This is a genomic window from Streptomyces sp. NPDC006193, from assembly GCF_040613915.1.
Taxonomy (GTDB): Bacteria; Actinomycetota; Actinomycetes; order Streptomycetales; family Streptomycetaceae; genus Streptomyces.
This window is the reverse complement of record NZ_JBEXTB010000001.1, coordinates 15,733-34,509: the sequence shown is the minus strand read 5'-3', so window position 1 is coordinate 34,509 and position 18,777 is coordinate 15,733. Positions and strand designations below refer to the sequence as shown.

The 18,777-nt window shown below is 73.3% G+C and carries 12 protein-coding genes; 9 read left to right on the top strand and 3 right to left on the bottom strand.

All coding sequences use genetic code 11. The features are described 5' to 3' along the window. Positions 1-86 precede the first annotated feature (86 nt). The 3 genes from ABZ261_RS00155 to ABZ261_RS00145 all read right to left on the bottom strand — a co-directional run bounded on the left by ABZ261_RS00155 (position 87) and on the right by ABZ261_RS00145 (position 5,534). Positions 87-914, bottom strand: a complete 828-nt coding sequence (locus tag ABZ261_RS00155; protein WP_356854285.1) for a hypothetical protein — start codon at positions 912-914, stop codon at positions 87-89. Continuing rightward, positions 914-3,175 carry a glycoside hydrolase family 18 protein gene (locus ABZ261_RS00150; RefSeq protein WP_356854284.1) on the bottom strand — a complete coding sequence of 754 codons (2,262 nt, stop codon included), beginning with the start codon at positions 3,173-3,175 and terminating at the stop codon, positions 914-916. The genes ABZ261_RS00155 and ABZ261_RS00150 overlap by 1 nt, the downstream gene beginning before the upstream one ends. A gap of 796 nt (positions 3,176-3,971) precedes the next feature. Next, entirely contained in the window at positions 3,972-5,534 is a 1,563-nt protein-coding gene (locus ABZ261_RS00145; RefSeq protein ID WP_356854283.1) for an alpha/beta hydrolase, read from the bottom strand. A 461-nt stretch (positions 5,535-5,995) separates the two neighbouring features. Between ABZ261_RS00145 and ABZ261_RS00140 the strand changes: the two genes are divergently transcribed. From ABZ261_RS00140 to ABZ261_RS00100, 9 genes are all read left to right on the top strand, one after another. Beyond that, the gene (locus ABZ261_RS00140; RefSeq protein WP_356854282.1) at positions 5,996-6,376 is read left to right on the top strand and encodes a hypothetical protein; all 381 of its coding nucleotides are present in this window, start codon (positions 5,996-5,998) and stop codon (positions 6,374-6,376) included. Positions 6,377-6,813: 437 nt separating this feature from the next. Continuing rightward, complete coding sequence (locus tag ABZ261_RS00135; protein WP_356854281.1) at positions 6,814-7,257, top strand: SRPBCC family protein; 444 nt, start codon at positions 6,814-6,816, stop codon at positions 7,255-7,257. Between the two features lie 177 nt (positions 7,258-7,434). Beyond that, positions 7,435-9,882, top strand: a complete 2,448-nt coding sequence (locus ABZ261_RS00130; RefSeq protein WP_356854280.1) for an MFS transporter — start codon at positions 7,435-7,437, stop codon at positions 9,880-9,882. A gap of 141 nt (positions 9,883-10,023) precedes the next feature. Next, a complete protein-coding gene (locus ABZ261_RS00125) occupies positions 10,024-12,471 on the top strand; it encodes a SpoIIE family protein phosphatase (RefSeq protein WP_356854279.1) in 2,448 nt (815 codons plus the stop codon). A 140-nt stretch (positions 12,472-12,611) separates the two neighbouring features. After that, positions 12,612-13,331: a class I SAM-dependent methyltransferase gene (locus tag ABZ261_RS00120; protein ID WP_356854278.1), complete on the top strand. Its 720-nt coding sequence runs from the start codon at positions 12,612-12,614 to the stop codon at positions 13,329-13,331. 111 nt (positions 13,332-13,442) lie between these two features. Further along, positions 13,443-14,276: a M55 family metallopeptidase gene (locus ABZ261_RS00115; protein WP_356854277.1), complete on the top strand. Its 834-nt coding sequence runs from the start codon at positions 13,443-13,445 to the stop codon at positions 14,274-14,276. After that, positions 14,269-15,573: a M20/M25/M40 family metallo-hydrolase gene (locus ABZ261_RS00110; protein ID WP_356854276.1), complete on the top strand. Its 1,305-nt coding sequence runs from the start codon at positions 14,269-14,271 to the stop codon at positions 15,571-15,573. The genes ABZ261_RS00115 and ABZ261_RS00110 overlap by 8 nt, the downstream gene beginning before the upstream one ends. Positions 15,574-15,576: 3 nt before the next feature. After that, entirely contained in the window at positions 15,577-17,580 is a 2,004-nt protein-coding gene (locus ABZ261_RS00105; RefSeq protein WP_356854275.1) for a prolyl oligopeptidase family serine peptidase, read from the top strand. Continuing rightward, positions 17,580-18,503: an LD-carboxypeptidase gene (locus ABZ261_RS00100; protein ID WP_356854274.1), complete on the top strand. Its 924-nt coding sequence runs from the start codon at positions 17,580-17,582 to the stop codon at positions 18,501-18,503. The genes ABZ261_RS00105 and ABZ261_RS00100 overlap by 1 nt, the downstream gene beginning before the upstream one ends. The last annotated feature ends 274 nt before the right edge of the window (positions 18,504-18,777 follow it).

The window sequence follows — 18,777 nt, the reverse complement described above, 5'->3', positions numbered from 1 at the left end:
CCGCCGCGCCCCCGGTTATCCGCGTGCCCCGCCGGGCGCCTCGACGGGGAGGACCGCCCGCCCCTGCCGCGTACGGCGCGCCCGCCTCAGGTGGGGTCCGACTCCAGGTCGCGCCGCGTGGCCAGTTCGCCCGCCTTCCACATCTCCCGAGCGCGCTTGAGGCACTCTTCCTCGGACGCCACCTCGTCCGCGAGCCGGAGGCCGATGCCGTTGTTGATCTCGTCCGCCCGGTTGTCCGCGTCGGACCCGGGGCGGCCGCGCTCGTGTGCGTCGCCCATCGCCACGGCGAACTCTTCACCCAGCCTCTTCTTGAGCAGGCACTGCCAGTACACATGGCGTACGGCGTTCTGCTCCTCCGCGTCCGTCATGTGCTCGACGACCTCGTAGACCCGGCGGTGGATCCCGATCCACTGGAAGAGAGCCCAGGGGCGCGCACGAATGACCTCGTACTCCTCGTCGGAGATGTTCTTCCCGATCAGGTCCTTGTACTTCCCCAACGCCGCGAAGCCTTCTTTCTGGACGTCCTTCATGATCTTGGTGACGATTCCCGAGACCTCCGCCACGTTGCGGGACAGCTCCGCCGCGGTGTCCGAAGCCGACCACGCCAGCGCCGCTCCGGTGGCGGCCACGAGCATGGCCGTGACGACGACCTGCGCCGACAGGGGCGCCAGCAGCACCACCACCGCGAGGCCCAGGAACGCCGCGATCTGCGCCCCGCTGGTGTCCCGGGTTTCGAGCCCCTTCCATCTGCTGAGTTCCTGCCAGGTCCCCACCATGGTGTCGAAGACGTCCGCGTTCGGGACGGTGTTGCACTCACAGTGGAACTGCGCACCCTTCGGCACGTTCATGCGCATGGTCCAGTCGCCCGGCCGGGGGTCCTTGACGATCACGGCCCGGACCGAGGACCCGGACATCAGGACGAACTGCTTGTCGTTCTGGACGTCGTGGTCGTAGGTGGTCCCGCCGGGGTCCTCGAGCTCATGACGACCCCGTCGGGAAAGCCCAGCGACCCGTCGCCCCGGGTGAGCACCGAGTAGAGGAAGGGCGTGCCCTCCGCGACGGTCATCGTGGTCGTCAGGTTCACCTTGTCCACGTTGTTCGGGAACGGCGCGGGGTCGATTAGGCAGTAGGTGCAGTTGTTGGACCCGCGCCACTGCGTCACGAAATCGGGCACGGTGCTCAGCTCGTCCTTGACGTCGAAATAGCCGTAGAGGCCGCCGACTCCCCGGTCGTCGATGCTTGACGGCTCGTCGAAGTACTGACCCGCGACGAGCGCCGGGGTCTTCTTCGCGGCGGCTTGCCAGTCGTCGCTGAGCGAGAGGCCCCACAGGCGCGACGCGTACCGCGTGTACCCGGACGGGGCCCCGTCCACCCTCGTCATGTGACCCCAGTACCAGGCCGGGACATCGTCCGCTCCCACGACGTCGAACTGCCCCCACAGCCCCAGCGCCCCCTTGTCGTCGATGCGGGTGGGGCCGTTGAAGTACTGCCTCTTGATCACCGCCGGAGAGGTCCGGGCGACGCTCTTCCAGTCCTGGCCGTCGGGGATGTTCCACAGCCGGGCCGCGAACTGCTGCACACCGGGCCGGGTGTTCCCGTCGTCCTTGAACTGCAGATCGTCGGTCACTCCGCCCAGGAATCCGACGGCGTCCCACAGGCACTGGCTGGCCGCCGGACGCGGCGGGTTGGTGGCGGGCGAGGGTGCGGCGTTCCCGGAGGCGCGGTAGAGGGCCTTGATGATGCTCTTACCCTCGGCCCAGACGTCATTGGTGAGTTCCCAGACGATGACGCCCTGTGCCCCCACGTCCTGGAGGAACTGCAGTTTGCGGACGGCGGTGTCCGGGGTCTCGAAATAGATGTTGTGGGCGTACGGGTACTCCCCCGGAGGCAGGGGTTCGTTGAGAGCGGGGCGGGGTGTGCGTCCGCTGACCTTGATGTTGGCGTCCGCGGCCTTGTAGGCGTCCGGGAACGCGGTCAGGATCTCCCGGTACGTCATGACCTTGTACCCCGAAGGCACCTGCCCGGTCACGGGGTCCGGGTCCTTGGCCGCGGCGAAGTCGTAGCCGTACAGCGGCACCCCGGCCACGATCTTGCTGCGGGGCACCGCCTGCCCCGGCCCCTGCCAGTTGACGAAGAGCGGGTTCGTCCAGTACCAGAGGGAGTCCTCCACCGACGTGATCGGGTTGTTCGCCATGTTCTCCGCGTCCGTGGCCGGCGCACCGCCGCCCGTGCGCGGCCCCGGCCAGGCGCCCTGCTGTTCGGGGAGATACGACTCCAGGTAGACGTCCGCCGCGCGCACGTCGGACGTGTCCTTGCCGCGGATCTTGAACAGGGCGGTGTGCGGCCCCACCGGAGACCGGTCCCACGAGCCCGTGAAGTCATAGGTCATGACGCCGAGCCAGTCGACGTGGTCCGCGATCGCCGGGTCGTAGTTGTTGCCGTACCACGAGGTGCCGAACGTGGTCGCCGACACGATCTTGCCGGGCATGGCCTGCTTCAGTTTTTGGGCGAACAGCGTCAGACCCCGTCCCGCGGGATGCGGCCCGTCACTCTTCAGCCGGCCGCCCTGATCCGCCTCACCGGGCCTGCCCCACCAGCACTCCATGTCGAGGTCGACACCGTCCAGGCCGTGGTCGGTGACGAAGTCCACCACGTTGCGCACGGCCCGGTCGAACTCCGGGGCGGCCGGATCGTTCCCCGCGACCGTCATCAGCCTAAGGAACGCGTAGTCGTCCGCGCCGCCCAGCGCGACCATCATTTTCGTACCGGACAAGTTCGCGGCGACGACGATGTCCGGGAGGACCGCCCTGACGTCCGCCACGGACGCGGGGTCGAACTCCCCGAGGGCGCTTTCGCTGAACTCCAGGAACGCGATGATCCCGTGCGTGATGTACTGATACATCTCGCCGTCGCCGTAGTCGAACCCCTCGTTCCTTCGCCAGGTGGGGATGTAGGCGATGATCTTCGACTGCTCGACCGGCGAGTGCGGGGTCTGGTCGTACAACTCGTCGAAGAACCGCCACCCGTTCGTGTTCGCGTCGCCCACCCCCGGCTCCTCGGCCCAGAAGACGGCGCGGAAGATGTTGCCCTTGTACTTGGTGACGGCTCCCGTCTGGTATCCATCGGGCTTCGCGACCCACTCGGGAACATCAAGGTAATCCGAGGAAACGCCCATGGAGGACTCACTCCTTGCCGAGGACCTGGGTGACCGGGATCACTGGAGACTATGGAGCGAATGCGGCCGCGGGCCAAGTGCCCGGGGCGGTGTTGCGCCACCCCGCGCTGCGGTGGGATCGGCGGGCGCCCGCCCGTCGACGCGGAGGCGTACACGCAGCGCGACACCGTCGAGCGGTGCGTCGGCCGCCGCACACCGCGGCACCTTGCGGGGTACACCCGGCGAACTCGCCGTCGCCCGCCGGACCGCGCTTCGTCTTCCCGCCCCCCTCGTCCGGGCACGGCGCCGACCAGGGAGGCAGGGCCTGGCGTGTGTCTCGTCGACGGGTCGGTCAGACCTTTGAACCGGGCCCGGCCGATCCCTTGGTCACCGATGCGATGTCGGGCCGGATCGACCCGTTCCCGCCGGAGGACCCGGCGGGCACCGGCGACGGCATCGACCGGACGGGTGTCCGTCGACTCCACCGTCGTGCGGCCCACCGGCATGCCGCCGGCGCGCGAGAGGGAGCGTTTCGATCCGGCGAGCCCGCATTCGAGACGGTGATGTCCCGCATGCGCTGCCCGCAGCGGGCCGGGCAGGCCGCGCACCTGGCCGCCGGCCGTGCCGGTGGGGCCGCGCCCGCTCGTCCCGCGCACCCAGGGGCTCCCGTTCGGATCGGCCCGGGGCCGCGACGCCCGGCACGGCGCCCCGCCGCGTTCTCGGACCACCGGGCACGCCCGTACGCGGATGATCCTCCGCCGGGCGCCGCACCGCACCGGACGCCGCGGCCGGATGCGGCCTGATCCGGACGAAACCCCTAGCGGCGGAAGCCCAGGAGGCCGTGCAGGGTGGAGCCGCGGGACGTCGTCGACGCCGTCTTCGCCGTCAGCGGCTTCGGGTCGGGTGACTTCGCGCAGACCGCGTCGACCGGGCCGTGGCCGCGCGGCACCCTGCCGTCGGTCAGATACGCGGCCAGGTACCCGTCCAGGCAGGCGTTGCCGCTCAGCGTGACGCCGTGGTTGCCGCCGCCCTCCTCGACCACCAGGCTGGAGCCGGCCAGCAGCCGGTGGACGGTGGCCCCGCCGGGGTACGGGGTGGCCGCGTCCTCGGTCGCCTGGAACAGCAGCGCGGGCGGCAGCTTGCCGTTCGCGACGTCCACCGGCTTGCGCGCGGCCGCCGGCCAGAACGCGCAGGGCGCGTTGTACCAGGCGTTGTTCCAGGCCATGAAGGGCGCCTTCGCGTACACCCTCCAGGTGTCGGCGCGCCACCGGTCGAAGTCGCGCGGCCAGGGGGCGTCACGGCACTGCACGGACGTGTAGACGCTGTAGCCGTTGTCGCCCGAGGCGTCCACGGCGCCGAAGTTCTCGTACGCCTCCACCAGCGGGCCGGTGTCCCCGTGGCGCGCGTAGGCCGCGAACGCCTCGGCCAGGTAGGGCCAGTAGCCGTTGTAGTAGCCGCCGGGGACGAAGGTGTCCTCCAGCTCGGCGGCCCCCACCCTGCCCGCGGCCGGCCTCCTCGCCAGGGCCGCCCGCATCGCGTACCACCGGGCCTCGATCTTCGCGGGGTCCCGGCCCAGCCCGTACGTGGCGTCGTGCTGGGCGATCCAGGCCATCAGCGCCCGGTGCCGCTCGTCGAAGGCGTAGTCCTGTCCGAGGTTGTCCTCGTACCAGACGCCGGTCGGGTCGACGACCGAGTCCAGCACCAGGCGGCGGACCCGCTCGGGGTACAGCTTCGCGTAGACGGCGCCGAGATAGGTGCCGTAGGAGTAGCCGAAGTAGCTGAGCCGCTGCGCGCCGAGGGCCCGCCGGACGGCGTCCAGGTCCCGGGCGGCGCTCACGGTGTCGATGTACGGCAGCAGAGCGGCGTACCGGCGGCCGCAGGCGGCGGCGAAGGACCGCACGCGCTCCAGGTTCGCCCGCTCCAGGCGGGCCGTGGCCGGCACGCTGTCCGGGCGTACCGGCGCGAAGTGGCCTTTCGCGCAGGTCAGTGCGGGCTCGCTGCGGCCCACCCCGCGGGGGTCGAAGCCGATGACGTCGTACCGGGCCGCCACGCTCCTCGGCAGCGCCGAGGCGACGAAGGCGGCGAGCGTCAGACCGCTGCCACCGGGACCGCCGGGGTTGACCAGCAGGGGGCCCAGGGGGTTCGCCGCGGTGTGCGGGACGCGGGACAGGGCGAGGGTGATCTGCCGCCCCGAGGGGTGCGCGTGGTCCAGCGGCACCTTCAGGGACGCGCACTGGAGGGTGGGATAGTCGCTCGTGCCGCACTTCTTCCAGGCGGGCTCCGGCGCCGGGGCGGGGGCGGCCGCCCGGGCGGGCAGGGCGGTGACCGAGCCCGCCAGCACGGCGGCGACGGCGCACAGCACGGCTGCGCGTGTTCTCATACGGGTCCTCCCGGGACGGAGGGTGGCGGCGGACCGCGAGGCTCACGGTTCTCGCCGCATCGGTCCCGGGATCGGGGCCCGGAAAAACGCGTTCCGGCGATACCTGACCCGATCGGGGTGCGGGATGCCCCCTAATACTCCAGCGCGGTTTCGTGATCTGTCCAGCGGGGTTCGCCGGTGGACCGTCGTCGGTAGTGGCTGCGTCGGGCTGCTGCCCGGTGGCGTCTCGTCAGGCGGACCAGTGCGCGCCTGGCGAACGCACGCCGTGGGTTGATCCGGACCGCCCCGGGCTCGAGGCGAGAACGAAGGAGAGAACGTCAGCCCAACTCAGTTCCGAGCTATGGAGGATGAGCCCGGACCTGCCACACTGGAAGAGCAGATGGCCGGGAGGAGCGCTTCCGATCCGGCTGACGCCCTCAAGTCGCCGAGTCTGCCGCACCGTCATCGTGAGGAGTAGAGCGTTGACCATGCGGACACGTCCTGCCGGACTCTTGCTCGCTGTTCTCCTGTCCGTGTCCGCATGCGCCGGCGATGCCGACCCTGAAGAGGGAGACAGCACCTACAAGCCGGAGAACGACGTCACCGTCACCCAGCTCCGCGTGGAGACGACGGCGAAAGGCCGGGTGGCGAAGGCGAGCTACCGCATCCGCAACGACGGACCGGACCCGCTCACGTATACGGTCGTCCTCTCCTTCCTCGACACCGACGGCAACGCGGTGACGACGCGAGAGTTGGAGAAGCGCGTCGGAAACGATGCTGTCTACGAGGGGACCCTCAAGGTTCCGTGGAGCGACCGGTCGGCATCGTCCGGAGCCCGCGTAACCGACGTCTCCATCAGGTGAGCCTTGCGGCTTCTGGATGTGATCCCGCCGAGACCTCTTCGCCATGGCCGCCGGCCGGCACGAGCCGCAGCGCGTGTACGGCAGCCTGCCGCCCGAAGGGCGGCGGGCGGCGTGGTGGGCGTGTGCCGGTTCTCCGCGCGGCTCAGGGGCGCCTGGAGGCTTCGGCGTCACGGTGACGCTCTCGAACGGCGCCATGTACGGCCACGTGAAGGTCACGGCCGGTCGCATGCGTCCGCGCGCCGAACAGCGCGGCGTCGGCGGCCCGGCCGTGCTCGCTCTCCTCCGTGAGGTTCTCCCGGCGCATGACGCCTCCTCGACAGGGCTGGGCCCGGAAGGGAACAGACGTTCCCATGATCGTGCGGTCCCCGATTTGGGCGGCCGGGCGCCGGGGTGGTTGGCTTGCCCCGTTCCCGGCAAACCAGGTCCTGGAGGAAGCAATGGCGCAGGTCGAGGCCACTACACAGCGGGTCGTCGCGGCGGACGCGGAGAAGGTGTTCGACGCCCTCGCCGACTACCGCGGCACACGGCGCAAGCTGCTGCCCGAGCACTTCAGCGAGTACGAGGTGCGCGAGGGCGGCGACGGCGAGGGCACTCTCGTCCACTGGAAGCTCCAGGCCACCAGCAAGCGCGTGCGCGACTGCCTGCTGGAGGTCAGCGAGCCCACCGACGGCGAACTGGTCGAGAAGGACCGCAACTCCTCCATGGTCACCGTCTGGCGCGTCACCCCGGCCGGCGAGGGGAGGTCCCGGGTCCAGGTCACCACCACCTGGCAGGGCGCCGGCGGCATCGGCGGCTTCTTCGAGAGGACCTTCGCCCCCAAGGGCCTCGGCCGGATCTACGACGCCCTGCTCGCCAACCTCGCCGCCGAGGTCGAGAAGTAACCCAAGAGCCCTCCGGCGAAGGGGCGTTGCTCCTGGCGCACCCCTTCGCCGGTTCGGTCCCTTCACCGGTTCGGGTGGATCTCCGCCCTCTCCCGGGCGCCGCCGTAACCCGGCGCGGGCGTCCGCAGTTGTCGCCTCGCGCGGGACGTGCGACAGGCGTGACGAGGGGAGCGGTACGTGGGCGGGACGGCACCGGTGCGGCAGGAGCCGGTCGTGGAGGCGGCCGCCGGCGAGGCGGGCGCCGCCGCGCCTTCGCCGCCTCCCGCACCGGGCGCCGGAATCGGGCCGCGCCGCGTGCGGCTGGTGTTCCTCGGGCTGCTGCTGGCGCTGCTGCTGGCGGCCCTCGACCAGATGATCGTCGCCACCGCGCTGCCGAAGATCGTCGGTGAACTGCACGGCCTGGACAAGATGTCCTGGGCGATCACCGCCTACCTGCTCACCTCCACCGTCGGCCTGCCCCTGTACGGCAAGCTCGGCGACCTGGTCGGCCGCAAGGGCGTCTTCCAGTTCGCCATCGCCGTCTTCGTCCTGGGCTCCGCGCTCGCCGGCCGGGCCGCCACCATGGACCAGCTCATCGCCTTCCGCGCGCTGCAGGGCGCCGGCGCCGGCGGCCTCATGATCGGCGTGCAGGCGATCATCGCCGACATCGTGCCGCCGCGGGAGCGCGGCCGGTACATGGGCCTGATCGGCGCCGCCTTCGGCCTCGCCTCCGTCGCCGGCCCGCTGCTCGGCGGCTACTTCACCGACCACCTCTCCTGGCGCTGGTGCTTCTACCTCAACGTGCCCTTCGGGCTGGTCACCCTCGCCGTGGTCACCGCCGTCCTGAAACTCCCCCGGCCGCGGGGCCGCGCCCGCTTCGACGTGCCCGGCGCGCTGCTCCTCGCCGCCGCCTCCACCTGCCTGGTCCTGCTCACCAGCTGGGGCGGCACCGAGTACGCCTGGGACTCCCGGCGGATCCTCGGCCTCGGCGCCGGCGCCCTCGCCGCCGCCGTCCTCTTCCTCGTCGCCGAGCGCTTCGCCGCCGAACCCCTCATCCCGCTGCGGCTGTTCCGCGACTCCGTCTTCAACGTCAGCGGCCTGGTCGGGCTGGTGATCGGCGTCGCCCTGTTCGGCGCCGCCGGCTACCTGCCGACCTTCCTGCAGATGGTCGACGGGGCCAGTGCCACCGAGTCCGGGCTGCTGATGCTGCCCATGACGACCGGCATCGTCGGCGCCTCCGTCCTCGGCGGCCAGCTCATCAGCCGCACCGGCCGCTACCGGATCCTGCCCGTGCTCGGCAGCGCCGTCTCCGCCGTCGGCATGTGGCTGCTGTCCCGGCTGGAGACCGGCACGCCCCGGCTGCACTACAGCATCTGGATGGCCGTCCTCGGCGCCGGCATCGGCCTGGTGATGCCCGTCCTCGTCCTCGCCGTGCAGAACTCCGTGCGCCCCGCCGACCTCGGCACCGCCACCAGCGCCAACAACTACTTCCGGCAGATCGGCGGCAGCGTCGGCGCCGCCGTCTTCGGCACCCTCTTCGCCGACCGGCTCGGCCACGCCCTGCGCCGGGAACCGGCCCTGCGCGCGGGCGCCGGCCTGCCCGACCCCGAATCACTCACCCCGCAGCTCGTCCACGCGCTGCCCCCGGCCCTGCGCGACGCCTACATCCGCGCCTACGCCGACGCGATGCCCCGGATCTTCCTGTTCCTCGTCCCGGTGCTCGTCCTCGGCCTGCTCATCGCCTGCTTCCTCAAGGAGAAACCCCTGGTGTCCCACCACGCCCCCGCCGCCGGCCCGGAGACCGCGCCGGCGCACCCCACCGTTCCGCACGCCCGCACCCAGCCCCCGGCCGGCGGCCCGCCCCTTCCCCGCCGCACGGCCCACGGCGCCGGGGTCCCCGTCTGCGGCACGGTGCAGCACCCCGACGGCACCGTGGTGCCCCGCGCCGCCCTCACCCTCATCGACGTCGCCGGCCGGCAGATCGGGCGGGGCGCCAGCGGCGACGACGGGCGGTACGCGCTCGGCACGCCCGGCTCCGGGTCGTACGTGCTCATCGCCGCGGCCGGCGGACACCAGCCGCAGGCCGTCTCCGTCACCGTCGGCGAACGCCCCGTCGAACTCGACGTCGTCCTCGGCGGCGCCGGGCGCCTCGCCGGCAGCGTGCTCACCGCCGACGGCACCCCCGTACGGGACGCCACCGTCACCCTCACCAATGTGCACGGCGAGGTCGTCGCCTCCACCCGCAGCGGACGCGAGGGCGGCTACGTCATCACCGAGCTGGTCGCCGGCGAGTACACCCTGGCCGCCAGCGCCCCCGTCTACCGGCCCGCCGCGCTCCCGGTCACCGTGCAGGCCGCCCGGGAGACCCGGCAGGACATCGAGCTCGCGGGCGGCGCCGTCCTCAAGGGCACCGTGCGGGCCGGCGGCGGACGTCCCGTGGAGGACGCGCGGGTGACCCTGCTGGACGCCGCCGGCAACGTCGTCGACACGCTCACCACCGGAGCGGACGGCTCGTTCCGGTTCGTGGACCTCTCCTCCGGCGAGTACACCGTCATCGCCGCGGGTTACCCGCCGGTCGCCACGGTGCTGCAGGTCGCGGGCGGCGGCCGCACCGAGCGTGACCTGCAGCTCGGCCACGAGGACTGAGGGGGCGCACATGAGCGCGCCGGTGCGATCCGGTGGGACCAATTCCAAGATTGCCGCACATCGCGACCGGAGGCCGCCTTACCGTAGGGGCGGGCGGCACAGATCGTTTGCGTACAGCCGTGGGGAGAGAGGGCCTGGGCCATGGACCGTGGCAGCGAGCGGGACACCGTCCCCGAACAGGACGCCGGCGGCACCGCGGCGGGCCGGATCCCGCTGGCCGTGGTCGTCGTCGACCGCGCCGGTCTGGTGACCCACTGGAGCAGCGGCGCGCGGCGCCTGTTCGGCGTGAGCCGCGAGGAGGCCGTCGGGCACCCCGCGGCGGACCTGCTGCCCGTCTCCGGCGCCCTGCCGGACGACCCGGAGACCGCCGCGATGCCGGACGCCTACGATGCGTACCACGGGCCCGGCCCCGACCTGGAGTCCTCGCTCGGCGGGCACAGCTCCTACGCTTCGGCCGGCCGCGCCCGCCTCTCCGCCCACCCGCCCGAGGGCGGCCGGCTCGACGTGCTGTGGTGGGCCTACCCGCTGGTCGGGCCGGGCGCCTCCCGGCTGCTCGTCCTGGCCGCCGACGCCACCCGGCTGCGCGAGGAACGCGGCTACGACGACGAGACCGCCGAGCGCATCTCGCCCGGCTTCGCCCGCCACACCGAACTGCCCGGCTCCGAGGACCTGGAACGGCGGCTGCCCGAGATCCTGCCCAACATGGGCCCGGGGCTCAGCGCCCGCATCGTCTCCCAGGTCCTCGAACTCGGCTATCCCGTCCTGGAGTTCAGCCAGTGCGAGCGGGTGCCCGTCACCCCGTACTGGGGCGTGCCCCGGCGTCCCGGCCGCACCCGTTCCCACGCCGTCGTCCCGCGGCAGCGGCCGGCGGTCGCCGTGGTCCCGGCCGGCGCCGAGGACGACCTCGAGTACGCCGCCGTCCGCGAGCGGCTGGAGTTCCTGAACGAGGTCAGCTCCGGCATCGGCTCCTCCCTCGACCTCGGCGAGACCATCCGCGAGGTCACCAGCGCCGCCGTACCCCGGTTCGCGGACTTCGCCGGCACCCACCTGCGCGCCGCGGTGCTGGCCGGCGAGGGATTCCCGGACGGGCCGCCGGACGCCAGCACCGTGATGTTCCGGGTCTGGGTCGAGCACAACGACGAACCGGGCCGCTGGGACGACACCGTTCCGGTCGGCGAGGCCTTCGCCTTCCCCGAGCACACCCCGTTCTACCGGTGCATGGTGACGGGCGAACCGGTGCTGATCCCGCGGGTCACCGAGGAGCTGTCCGAGCAGATCTCCGGCGAGTTCGAGAAACGTGACCTCAGGCCGCTGATCACCGGCCGCTCCCTGCTGATCGTGCCGCTCAAGGCGCGCAACGTCGTCCTCGGCTTCATGGTGCTGATGCGCCGCCCCGACCGCCCCCAGTTCGACGACATGGACCGCACCACCGGCGCCGAACTCGCCGCCCGCGCGGGCCTGGTGCTCGACAACGCCCGTATGTACACCTACCAGGAGAACGTCGCCGACACCCTGCAGGACAGCATGCTGCCGCAGGTCAGCCCGCGGATGGCCGGCTGCGACTTCGCCACCCGCTATCTGCCCGGCACGCGGCTCGGCCGCATCGGCGGCGACTGGTTCGACACGATCAAACTCTCCGGCTCCCGCACCGCCCTCGTCGTCGGCGACGTCATGGGCCACGGACTCAACTCGGCCGCCATGATGGGCCAGCTGCGGATCGCCGTGCAGACCATGGCCGCCATGGAGACCCCGCCCGCCCAGCTCCTGCGCAACCTGGACGACCTGGCCCGCAGGCTCGGCGACACCTACCTCGCCACCTGCCTGTACGCCGTCTACGACCCGATCCGCGGCGAGCTGACCCTCGCCAACGCCGGACACATCCCGCCGGTGCTGGTCCGCGCCGAGGACGGCTGCAGCGAGCTCCTCGACCTGCCCACCGGCGCCCCGATCGGCGTCGGCGGCGTCCCCTTCGAGGTCCGGCGGGTCCCGGTCGCGCCCGGCGACCGGCTGGTGCTGTGCACCGACGGCCTGGTCGAGGTGCGCGGCTCCGACATCGGCGAGGGCCTGGCCGCGCTCTGCGAGTCCGCAGCCCATCCCGCGGCCTCCATGGACGACGCCTGCGACACCATCATCCGCGCGCTCAACACCCGCGGCGGACGCAAGGACGACGTCGCCCTGCTCATGGCCCGCCTCAACGGCATCCCCGAGCACCACGTCGCCGCGTGGCGGCTCGACGCCGACCCGCGCGAGGTGGCCCGCGCCCGCCGGCTGGTCCGCGAGCGGCTGCTGGACTGGGATCTGCCGCAGGCCGTGGAGACGGCCGAGCTGCTGGTCAGCGAGGTCGTCACCAACGCGGTCCGGCATGCCGAGGGCGACCGGATCGAGCTGCGGGTGGTCCGCACCGACGCCCTGCTGTTCGAGGTCACCGACGACGAACCCGCCCTGCCCGCCATACTCGCCGCCGGCCCCTGGGACGAGTCGGGCCGCGGACTGCGCGTGGTCAGCCGGCTGGCCCGGGAATGGGGCGCCAGCGCCACCGGGCACCGCAAGACCGTCTGGTTCGAGCAGGCACTCACCGCCCACCGCTGAACCGGGGCAGGCCGGACACCGCGCGCCGTCCCATGTGGCCGGAACCCGTACATCTCGTGAAGGTGGACTCCCGGCTCTTGCCCCGGTCTCAGCCCCCGCGATATCCCGATCACGGAATACCGACCCGTGGGGAGAATCGCATGAACGTCTCGGACAACTACCGCACCGCCTGGGAGAGTTACTGGCGGGAAACCTCTGATGCCCGGGGCGAGGCGATATGGGACGCCGACCCCTCCCTGACCGCCGCACCGCACAGCGAACTGCTTCTGCTGCACGCCGACCCGAAGCGTCCGATCGTCGACCTCGGCTGCGGCAACGGCACCCAGACCCGCTATCTGGCCACCCGCTTCGCGCGCGCCGTCGGCGTCGACCTCTCGCACGCCGCCGTCGAGCACGCCCGCCGCGCCGCGCACGACGACGACGTGGAGTTCCAGCAGCTCGACCTCACCGACGCCGACGCCGTGCGCGCCCTGCACCAGCGGCTCGGCGACAGCAACGTCTACATGCGGGCCGTCATCCATCAGAGCGAACCGGCCGCCCGCCCCGCGGTGGCCGCCGCCGTCGCCGAGATCATCGGCATCGAAGGCCGCGCGTTCGTCGTCGAACTGACCTCCGGCTCCCGGGACGTCCTGCGGCGCGCGGCGGCCGAGCCGGCGGGCCCGCCGCCCAAGCTGCGGCGCGTCTTCCACCACGGCCTCAAGCCCGCCGACGCCGCCGACGACGAGATCCCGCGCCTGCTCGCCGAAGCCGGTCTCACCGTCCTCGACGAGGGCGAGACGACCCTGCCGCAGACCGAGTACCTCACCGACGGCACCCGCATCGACCTGCCCGCCCGCTGGTTCGTGCTCGCGGGGGCGTGAGGGGGGGACCGGGCGCGGCGGCCCGGCGGGCGGCGGGGGGCCGCCCGCCGGGCCGGTCCGCCGCGCCGGGGTCGTGGCCTGTCCGCCCCGCGGCGCGTAACGTGACGCAGCATGAAGATCCTCATCAGTGCCGACATGGAGGGGGCCACGGGCGTCACGTGGCCCGCCGACGTGCTGCCGGGGACGCCGCAGTGGGAGCGGTGCCGGTCGATGTTCACCTCGGACGTGAACGCCGCCGCGCGGGGGTTCTTCGACGGCGGCGCCGACCGGGTCCTCGTCAACGAGGCCCACTGGACCATGCGGAACCTGCTCCTGGAGCGGCTCGACGAGCGGGTCGAGATGCTCACCGGCCGGCACAAGGCGCTGTCCATGGTGGAGGGGGTCCAGCACGGCGACGTCGACGGCGTCGCGTTCGTCGGCTACCACGCGGGCGCCGGCATGGAGGGGGTCCTCGCCCACACCTACCTCGCCAACCAGATCACCGGGGTGTGGCTCGACGGCGTCCGCGCCAGTGAGGGTCTGCTCAACGCGCACGTCGTCGCCGAGTACGGCGTCCCCGTCGTCCTCGTCACCGGCGACGACGTGGCCTGCGAGGACGCGCTCGGCTACGCGCCCGAGGCGCTGAAGGTCGCCGTCAAGGACCATGTGTCGCGGTACGCGGCGGTGTGCCGCACCCCGGCCCGGACCGCGGCCGACATCCGGGCGGCTGCCGAGAAGGCGGCAGCGCTGGCGGTCCGTCACCGGCCGGTCGCCGCCGGGCCGTTCACGGTCGCCGTCGAGTTCGACGCCGAGCACCTGGCGGCGGCCGCCACCGTCGTCCCCGGCGTCACCCGCACCGGCGAGCGGAAAGCGGCCTACACCAGCGCCACCATGTACGAGGGGATCAGGACGTTCAAGGCGGTCACCACGATCGTCTCTGCCGCCGTGGAGGAGCAGTATGGCTGACCCGCAGGCCCTGGACGAGGTCGTGGAGTTCACCTCCGCGCTGATCGGCATCGACACCACCAACCGCGGCGGTGGCGACTGCCGGGAGCGGCCCGCCGCCGAGTACGCCGCCGAACGGCTGGCCGGGGCGGGCCTTGACCCCCTGCTGCTGGAGCGCACCCCGGGCCGCACCAACGTCGTCGCGCGGATCGCGGGCAGCGACCCGTCCGCCGACGCGCTGCTCGTCCACGGCCACCTCGACGTGGTGCCCGCCGAGGCCGCCGACTGGAGCGTCCACCCGTTCTCCGGCGAGGTCCGGGACGGGGTGGTGTGGGGGCGGGGCGCCGTCGACATGAAGAACATGGACGCGATGATCCTGGCGGTGGTGCGGTCCTGGGCCCGGCAGGGCCTGCGGCCCCGCCGCGACCTGGTCCTCGCGTTCACCGCGGACGAGGAGGCCAGCGCCGAGGACGGCTCCGGCTTCCTCGCCGACCGGCACCCCGAGCTGTTCGAGGGCTGCACGGAAGGCATCGGCGAGTGCGGCGCCTTCACCTTCCACGACGGAGCGGGCCGGGAGATCTACCCGATCGCCGCGGGGGAGCGCGGCACCGCCTGGCTGAAGCTCACCGCGCGCGGCCGGGCCGGGCACGGCTCCAAGGTGAACGCGGAGAACGCGGTGACCCGGCTCGCCGCCGCCGTCACCCGCATCGGCGAGCACGAGTGGCCGTCGCGGCTCACCCCGACCGTACGGGCCGCCCTGGCCGAGCTCGCCGCCCTGTACGGCATCGACGCCGACTTCACCGATGTGGACCGGCTGCTGGACAAGGTCGGCCCGGCCGCCCGGCTGGTCGAGGCCACCGTCCGCAACAGCGCCAACCCCACCATGCTGGACGCCGGCTACAAGGTCAACGTCATCCCCGGCGAGGCGGTCGCCCACGTCGACGGGCGCTGTCTGCCCGGCTGCGAGGAGGAGTTCGCCGCCACGCTCGACGAGCTGACCGGTCCGGACGTGCGGTGGGAGTTCGCACACCGCGAGACGGCCCTGCAGGCACCGGTGGACGTGCCGGTGTTCGAGAGGATGCGGGCCGCCGTGCTGGAGTTCGCGCCCGGCGGGCACGTGGTGCCGTACTGCATGTCGGGCGGCACGGACGCCAAGCAGTTCTCCCGGCTCGGGATCACCGGCTACGGCTTCACCCCGCTGAAGCTGCCCGCGGACCTCGACCACCAGGCGCTGTTCCACGGCGTGGACGAGCGCGTGCCCGTGGAGGCGCTGCACTTCGGCGTCCGCGTCCTCGACCGCTTCCTGCGGACGGCCTAGACGATGGGGGACGAGGTGCGCACGGCGCCGTACGGATCGTGGCCGTCGCCGATCGACGCGGCCCTCGCCGCCGCTCACGACGGCCGGCCGGAGTGGGCGGATTTCGTCGGCGACGAGATCTGGTGGACCGAGCCCCGGCCCGCCGAGGGCGGCCGGCGGGCCCTGGTCCGCCGCCGGAACGACGAGCCGGGGCGCGAAGCCCGCTCCCGGCAGGGCGGCGCCGGCGGCGAGGAGACGGTGCTGCCCGCGCCGTGGAACGTGCGCAGCCGCGTCATGGAGTACGGCGGCCGGCCCTGGACCGGGGTGCTGCACGACGGGCGGCCGCTGATCGTCTTCGTGCACTTCCCCGACCAGCGGCTGTACCGGTTCGAGCCCGGCGGCCGGCCCCGCCCGCTCACCCCCGTGTCCCCGGTGGGCGGCGGGCTGCGCTGGGCCGAGCCGCGGGTGGACCTCGCCCGCGGCGAAGTGTGGTGCGTGCTGGAGGAGTTCACCGGCGACGGCCCCGACGACGTGCGGCGGGTCCTGGCCGCCGTGCCGCTGGACGGCTCGGCCGCCGACGACCGCGGCGCCGTCCGTGAGCTCGCCCCCGCCCGGCACCGGTTCGTCACCGGCGCCCGGCTGTCGCCCGACGGCCGGAGGGCCGCCTGGCTGGGCTGGGACCACCCGCGGATGCCGTGGGACGGGACGGAGCTGCTGGTCGCCGAGGTGACGGACGACGGCCGGCTGGAGGGCGCGCACCCGGTGGCCGGCGGACCGGAGGAATCCGTCGCCCAGGTCGAGTGGGCCGCGAACGGCAGCCTGCTGTACGCGAGCGACCGCAGCGGCTGGTGGAACCTGTACCGCGACGGCGTCCCGCTGTGCCCGCGCGAGGAGGAGTTCGGCGGGCCGCTGTGGCAGCTCGGGCTGCGCTGGTTCGCGCCGCTGGACGACGGGCTGCTGGCCGTCGTCCACGGCCGGGGCCCGGCCGCGCTCGGGATACTCGACCCGGAGACCGGCGAGACCGTCGACGCCGCCGGGCCGTGGACGGAGTTCACCGCCGGCCTCGCCACCCTCGGCGACCGCGTGCTCGCGGTCGGCGCCGGCCCGCGGACCTCCTGGGAAGTGGTCGAACTGGACACCGCCACCGGACGCGCCCGCGCCGTCGGCGCCCGCCACCGGGACCCCGTCGACCCGGCGTACTACCCGCGGCCGGAGCTCCGCGTCTTCCCCGGCCCGGACGGCCGCGAGGTCCACGCCCACGTCCACCCGCCGCACCACCCGGCACGCAGGGGGCCCGACGGCGAGCTGCCGCCCTACGTCGTCTGGGCGCACGGCGGGCCCACCAGCCGGGCGCCACTCGTACTGGACCTCGCGATCGCCTACTTCACCTCGCGGGGCATCGGGGTCGCGGAGGTCGACTACGGCGGCTCCACCGGTTACGGCCGGGCCTACCGCGAGCGGCTGCGCGAGCAGTGGGGCGTGGTCGACGTCGAGGACTGCGCGGCCGTCGCCCGCGCTCTCGCCGACGAGGGCGCCGCCGACCCCGCCCGGCTCGCCATCCGCGGCGGCAGCGCGGGCGGCTGGACCGCCGCCGTCTCCCTGACCACGACCGACGTCTACGCCTGCGGCACCATCATCTACCCGGTGCTCGACCTCGCCGCCTGGGGCCCGGGGCAGACGCACGACTTCGAGTCCCGCTACCTGGAGTCGCTGATCGGCCCGCCCGGCGAGGCGCCGGCCCGGTACGCCGAACGCTCCCCGACCGCCCACGCCGACCGGCTCACCGTGCCGTTCCTGCTGCTCCAGGGCCTGGACGACGTCATCTGCCCGCCCGCGCAGTGCGAGCGCCTCCTCGCCAGGATCCAGGGCCGGGGCGTCCCGCACGCCTACCTGACGTTCGAGGGGGAGGGGCACGGGTTCCGGCGGGCCGAGACCATGGTCCGCGCCCTGGAGGCCGAACTGTCGCTGTACGCCCAGGTGTTCGGGCTGGAACCGGTGCCGGGCACACCGAAGCTGGAGCTGACCTGATGAAGGAACTCGCACGGCCCCACCGGCTGGCCCCCGGCGCGCGCGTCGCCGTCGTCGCCACCAGCGGACCGGTGCCGGAGGAGCGGCTCCAGGCAGGTCTGGACGTGCTGCGCGGCTGGGACCTCGACCCCGTCACCGGCGCCCATGTCCTCGACCGGCATCCCCAGTTCGGCTATCTGGCGGGCTCGGACGCCGACCGTGCCGCCGACCTGCAGAACGCCTGGTGCGACCCGAACGTGGACGCGGTGCTCGCCGCCCGCGGCGGGTACGGCGCCCAGCGCATCATCGACCTGCTGGACTGGGACGCGATGCGGGCGGCCGGGCCGAAGGTCTTCGTCGGCTTCAGCGACCTCACCGTGCTGCACGAGGCCTTCGCCACCCGCCTGGGGCTGGCCACCCTGTACGGGCCGATGGCGGCCGGCGCCGACTTCGTCAAGAACGCCCGGGCCCAGGAGCACCTGCGGGCCACGCTGTTCGCTCCGGAGACGGTCCGCACGATCGCCTCCCGCGGCACGGCCCTCGTGCCCGGCCGCGCCCGCGGCGTCACCCTCGGCGGCTGTCTGTGCCTGCTCGCCGCGGAACTCGGCACCCCGCACGCCCGGCCCTCGGCGCGCGGCGGACTGCTCTGCCTGGAGGACGTGGGCGAGGAGACGTACCGGCTCGACCGGTACCTGACCCAGCTCCTGCGCGCCGGCTGGCTGGAGGGGGTGCGCGGGGTGCTGCTCGGCTCATGGGAGGACTGCGCCGGCTACGCCGAGCTGCGGCCGCTGCTGGCCGACCGGCTCGCCGCGCTCGGCGTCCCGGTCGCGGAGAACGTCGGCTTCGGCCACGGCGAGGGGGCGCTGACGATCCCCTTCGGCGTCACGGCCGAACTCGACGCGGACGCGGGCACGCTGACCCTGGACGAACCGGCACTGCGCTGAAACACCGGCTTCACGACGGCGCGCCCCGGCGCCCCGCGGCCGGCACGGGGCGGTGCCCTGACCCTTCGGCCCTGCGGCACGTAAGGGGCGGTGCCCTGACTACGGCCCTGCGGCCCTGCGGTGCTGTGGCCCGGCGGCCCTGTGGCCCTGCGGTGCTGTGGCCCGGCGGCCCTGTGGCGCTGCGGTGCTGTGGCCCGGCGGCCCTGTGGCGCTGCGGTGCTGTGGCCCGGCGGCCCTGTGGCGCTGCGGTGCTGTGGCCCGGCGGCCCTGTGGC

Bases quoted from the DNA above. Each gene is read 5' to 3' on its own strand.
- ABZ261_RS00120 (WP_356854278.1), top strand. From the start codon at position 12,612: ATGAACGTCTCGGACAACTACCGCACCGCCTGGGAGAGTTACTGGCGG.
- ABZ261_RS00125 (WP_356854279.1), top strand. From the start codon at position 10,024: ATGGACCGTGGCAGCGAGCGGGACACCGTCCCCGAACAGGACGCCGGC.
- ABZ261_RS00115 (WP_356854277.1), top strand. From the start codon at position 13,443: ATGAAGATCCTCATCAGTGCCGACATGGAGGGGGCCACGGGCGTCACG.
- ABZ261_RS00155 (WP_356854285.1), bottom strand. From the start codon at position 914: ATGTCCGGGTCCTCGGTCCGGGCCGTGATCGTCAAGGACCCCCGGCCG.
- ABZ261_RS00135 (WP_356854281.1), top strand. From the start codon at position 6,814: ATGGCGCAGGTCGAGGCCACTACACAGCGGGTCGTCGCGGCGGACGCG.
- ABZ261_RS00105 (WP_356854275.1), top strand. From the start codon at position 15,577: ATGGGGGACGAGGTGCGCACGGCGCCGTACGGATCGTGGCCGTCGCCG.
- ABZ261_RS00150 (WP_356854284.1), bottom strand. From the start codon at position 3,175: ATGGGCGTTTCCTCGGATTACCTTGATGTTCCCGAGTGGGTCGCGAAG.
- ABZ261_RS00100 (WP_356854274.1), top strand. From the start codon at position 17,580: ATGAAGGAACTCGCACGGCCCCACCGGCTGGCCCCCGGCGCGCGCGTC.
- ABZ261_RS00110 (WP_356854276.1), top strand. From the start codon at position 14,269: ATGGCTGACCCGCAGGCCCTGGACGAGGTCGTGGAGTTCACCTCCGCG.
- ABZ261_RS00145 (WP_356854283.1), bottom strand. From the start codon at position 5,534: ATGAGAACACGCGCAGCCGTGCTGTGCGCCGTCGCCGCCGTGCTGGCG.